2 protein-coding genes, 1 tRNA gene and 1 pseudogene are annotated in these 4,365 nt (G+C 63.6%); all 4 read right to left on the bottom strand.

Annotation, left to right across the window (positions count from 1 at the left end; all coding sequences use genetic code 11):
* Positions 1–34: 34 nt before the first annotated feature.
* A tRNA-Gly gene (locus tag RHBS_RS24980) sits at positions 35–108 on the bottom strand.
* Positions 109–139: 31 nt separating this feature from the next.
* A complete protein-coding gene (locus tag RHBS_RS24975; RefSeq protein ID WP_128646762.1) occupies positions 140–1,921 on the bottom strand; it encodes a bifunctional diguanylate cyclase/phosphodiesterase in 1,782 nt (593 codons plus the stop codon).
* Between the two features lie 117 nt (positions 1,922–2,038).
* Positions 2,039–4,168: an Rv1355c family protein gene (locus RHBS_RS24970; RefSeq protein WP_128646760.1), complete on the bottom strand. Its 2,130-nt coding sequence runs from the start codon at positions 4,166–4,168 to the stop codon at positions 2,039–2,041.
* Positions 4,165–4,365, bottom strand: a pseudogene (locus tag RHBS_RS29280) (hypothetical protein); the annotation flags it as partial. The gene RHBS_RS24970 and the pseudogene RHBS_RS29280, both read right to left, overlap by 4 nt.

The raw sequence follows: 4,365 nt of genomic DNA, 5'->3' as shown, positions 1-4,365 counted from the left end.
GGAGCCTGCAGGAACGACTTGAGAGGGGCAGGAGTGGAGCCGGTGACGGGAATCGAACCCGCCTCTCAACCTTGGGAAGGTCGCGTTCTACCAATGAACTACACCGGCGTGTGGTGCGGGTGTCAGGTTAGCAGGGCGTTCAGATGTCGATTCGCACGCCGTGCAGCAGGGTGAGGGCGTCGTGTGCGGCTACCGGCTTGGAGAACAGGTATCCCTGTGCGCGGGTGCAGCCCAGTTCGATCAGGGTTTTTCTGGCGGTCTGTGTTTCGACGCCTTCGGCGATGATGTTCAGTCCGAATGCGTCGGCGAGTCCGATGATGGATTGGACGATGGCGAGGTCGCCGGTGTCTCTGGCTCCGAGGTCGGTGACGAAGGCGCGGTCGATCTTGAGTGTGTCGACGGGGAGTTCCTTGAGGTGCGACAGGGAGCTGTATCCGGTGCCGAAGTCGTCTATGGCCACTTGCACGCCGAGCTCGCGGAGTTCGCGGAGTGTCACACGGGTGCGGGAAAGGTCTTGTACCACTGCCACTTCGGTGATCTCGAGGCAGAGATCGGGCCCGGCTATCGAGAACTCCGTGAGTGCTCTGGCGACGGCTCCGACGAATCCGTTGGTCACCAGTTGGACGGGGGATATGTTGACGCGCATCGCGATGTCGAGGTGGGGGATTTCGCGTTGCCAGTCGGCGAGGGTGCGGCAGGCGCGGTCGAGGACCCAGCGGCCGAGTTCTCCGGCGAGGTTCGTCTCCTCGGCTACCGGGATGAATGCGGATGGGGGGAGTAGTCCGCGGGTGGGGTGTTGCCATCGGATCAGTGCTTCGACTGCGGTGATGCGTCCGGTGACGAGGTCCACCTCGGGCTGGAAATGCAGGGTGAGTGAGTCACCTGCGATGGCGTCGCGCAGATGGATTTCGACGTCGTTGCGGAGTTCGGCTTCGGCGTGCATCTCTTCGGTGAACAGGGCGATGTCGTGGCCGCCTGCGCGTTTGGCCACGAGGGCGGCCTGATCTGCTTGCCGCAGAAGCGACTCGGCGGTGTGCTTGCCCGGTTGGCCGAAGGCGATTCCGATGCTCGCGCTTCTGCTGATGCGTTCGACTCCGAGGGTGACGGGGGCGTTCATGGCATCGGCGATCATCTCGGCGTGGTGTGTCGCGACGCGGGCCGAGCAGGGCCCGGCCAGCACAACCAGGAATTCGTCGCCGCCCAGGCGCGCGACGAGACCGGCCGACTTGCCGACGAAGCTCTGCAGTCGATCGGCGATGGTCTCGAGGTAATGGTCTCCGGCGAGGTGGCCCAGAAAGTCGTTCAGTGCTTTGAGTCGATCGAGGTCGATGTGCATCACCGCGACGGGGCCGGGCATGGACGGGTCGAGCCGTTCGCGGAGGTGTTGTGCGAGGGCCGTGCGGTTCGGCAGCTTGGTGAGGTGGTCGTGCAGCGCCGAGAATCGAAGTTGTTCTTCGGCGATCACCCGCGACTGCAGTTGAGAGAGCAGGGCCGCAATTGCTTTGAGCGCGTTGAGTTCTGCCTCGGACCAACTTCGGTCACCGATCTTGATGAAGCCGAGGATGCCGGTGGTGCGTCCGGAGTGCAGCAGTGGAACGACGGCCATCGAGGTTGCGGAGAATCCCGACCCCTGCTCGACGCGTCGGCGGTAGTCCTCCTGTTCCGGATCCGGCCGAAACACTGCCGGTTCGGTCAGTGTTTCGGCCAGGCGGAATACCGAGTCTGCGTCGTCGAAGTAGACCACTGCCAGTGGATCCGGATCGGGCACGGTCAGTCGAGGTGGCCATTCCGCGGTGAGTCTGGTGGCTCTGGCCTCGAAATCGTTGTGCCGGAGGAAGCTGAAGTCGATGCCGAGGTAGTCCACGAGTTGCCGCAGTACGGATTCGTAGGCCTCGCGCACCGTCGCCGCATCGACTCCCATGAGTTCGGTTGCGACGCCGGTGACGAGGACCTCGAGCGTCCGGTTGTGCTCCAGGGCCCCACTCCCGCCTCTCGTAGACTCAGCGCAGGACTGTTCCCCCTGGTCTTCGCCGGAACTCTACCCCGATACAGACGCTGAAACAGGAAGTCTGCGACTATGTATCGCGGTTTTCGGGGCGCAACTGAGCCGCAACACCAGTGCAACGGACTCGGTGTTTTCGAGCTCGAGCAGTGCGCGGAACTCGAAACTCAACTGCTGCAATGCTTCTGCGTGGTGCATCGAGAGTTGTCGATACTCTTCCGCGGCCCGTGCGTAGAGGAACGCAGGAGAAACCGGTTGCACTGCCACACCGCGCAAATGCGCAGTTACCCAAACGTTCTCCGTTGCATATCCTCCTCTGATGTAATGTTCTGCGGTCGATCCGGGTACGACGACCACTGCAAGTGCCGAACTCGACAGCACTCGATCGCGCATATCGGTCCCCAGTGCCGCGCCGGCGTCCCAGGCATGCACGAGTTCCATGACGTCCGGGCGCTTGACGATCTCGAGCTTGGACAGGTCCGCGTCGTCGATCCCCAGGGTCGACACCTCGATTCCCCGATCGGGATCGAGATCTCCCGGCCAGCGCAACTCGGAGAACATGTCTCGGTGCAGGTGCGGTGTGAGATACCGGATTCGATCCGCGGCGGCGAGGATATCCGCGGCCGCGGCCATGGATTCGGGTGCCGTCAGCAGCACTGCCCGTCCACCTTCTGCTGCTGCCGCAGCGACGATGTCGGCGGCGATGTCCGCGTCCAGGGGTGCGCCGGTACCCATTTCCCGGTTGGTGCACCGCTCGAGAACGCCGTCGAGCAGGCGTCGATCGGTGATGGGTCGTGGGCCGCCCGCACTCAGCGTGATCTCGACTCCGTGCTCGTCGACATCGGAGCGGTCGAGTCTGCCCTGCGCGGTGGCCACCACTCGCGCGTTGAAGGCGGCCGCACCGACTGCCACGTAACTGCCGCGGAAGGCGATGTCGAGGGTCGAGGTTCGTGAACGATCGACCCCGATCCGCACGGTGCGTCCGTCTCGGGTGAACGTCCACGGCTGACTGTTTCCACCGGACGGCGCTCGGCGGGCAGCGTCGAGAACGAGCGCGTCGGGATCGACGGAGGTGGGGTGAGCGTCGACGGCGGTATCGTCCGAGGGCTGCTGCGCCCTACGCGTCGGGTTCGGGGGCGCGAGCGCGTCGAGATGGGTGTCGAGGTCGATGCGGATTCGTCCGGAGGGCAGGTGCGCTCCGGTGCCGAAGCGTCGAACGGCTGCGGCGATGGTGGCCCCGCCGAGTTGAACGTCGCCGCCCAATTGCGGCCAGGTCTCGATCGTTTCGCTCACCTCCACCATCGAAGCGGCCATGCGGGCCGAGAGCAGCGAGGCGTCGAGCTGATCCAGCACGATCGGGATCTTGTCGCGGGTGCCCAGCCCTCGCAGGCTCGTCGAGTCGATCTCACCGAGGACGCCGTGGAACACCGGGCGGTCGGGTTCGAGGTCGAAGCGTTCGACGTCGAGGAGTCCACGGTCGGAGGTCTCCATCAGTACCGGGATGCGTCGCGACCGGGCTGCCTCGCGGGCGCGGACCTTGACGTCGAGGGAATCGCATTCCTCGACGAGCAGGTCGAGTCCGTCGAAGAAGTCGTCGATGGTGTTCTCGGTGATGCCGTCCTCGGCGATTTCGACGCGTAGATACGGGTCGATTTCGGCAATGCGTCGGGCAGCGACGACTGCTTTGTTGACGCCGAGATCGAGGATGGACGCCGGAATTCTATTGAGGTTGGAAAGTTCGATCTCGTCGAAATCTGCGAGGCGAAGCGTCCCGCAGATTCCCTCGAGTGCGAGGGTGTGGGCAATGGCGTGCCCGACGCTGAGTCCGATGATTCCTATCGTGAGATCTCCCAAGGAATTCTGTTCCGCGAGGGTTATCTTGTTCCTGTTTCTGTCCAGCCTCAGGTGTCGAAACGAGTGGGGTCCGAGTACGGCGACGACAGTTTTTCGCCAGGGAAAGAATACCCACCTTTCGTTTTCGTCGAGAAGGCTCTGCTCAGGGCTGGGAAGCAGTGAGTGCAAGCCCTTTCTCTGCGTCTTCCGCTCGTCCAGAAATGTGAGGGTCGGATCGCGTCTGAGTTCGTCGAGTGCGGCGCGCTGTGTGGCGTCCGTCTCGTCGAATATCACAGGCTTCCAGTAGTGGCCGGGTGTGTTTCGATCGTTCATGATGCGACTGCTTCCGGGAGTTCGACGGCTGCGCGGCGGTGTGCGAGCAGGGTGACCGTGTTGTGTCGCATCCGGCGCCAGGTGGCCAGATCGGCGTTGAAGGCGAGTGTTGTTCTGTCCCACCAGAACACCTCGGTTCGATAGCGTTCGTCGGGGTAGGGTATCGGCGCGATCTGGGTGGCGATGACCGCTCCGGT

The sequence above is a fragment of the Rhodococcus sp. BS-15 genome (assembly GCF_000813105.1).
GTDB lineage: Bacteria > Actinomycetota > Actinomycetes > Mycobacteriales > Mycobacteriaceae > Rhodococcoides.
Note: the sequence above shows the minus strand (reverse complement) of the source record. Positions and strands in the feature narration are given on the sequence as shown.

Coding starts and splice junctions, on each gene's coding strand:
- RHBS_RS24970 (WP_128646760.1), bottom strand. CDS start 4,168: ATGAACGATCGAAACACACCCGGCCACTACTGGAAGCCTGTGATATTC.
- RHBS_RS24975 (WP_128646762.1), bottom strand. CDS start 1,921: ATGGGAGTCGATGCGGCGACGGTGCGCGAGGCCTACGAATCCGTACTG.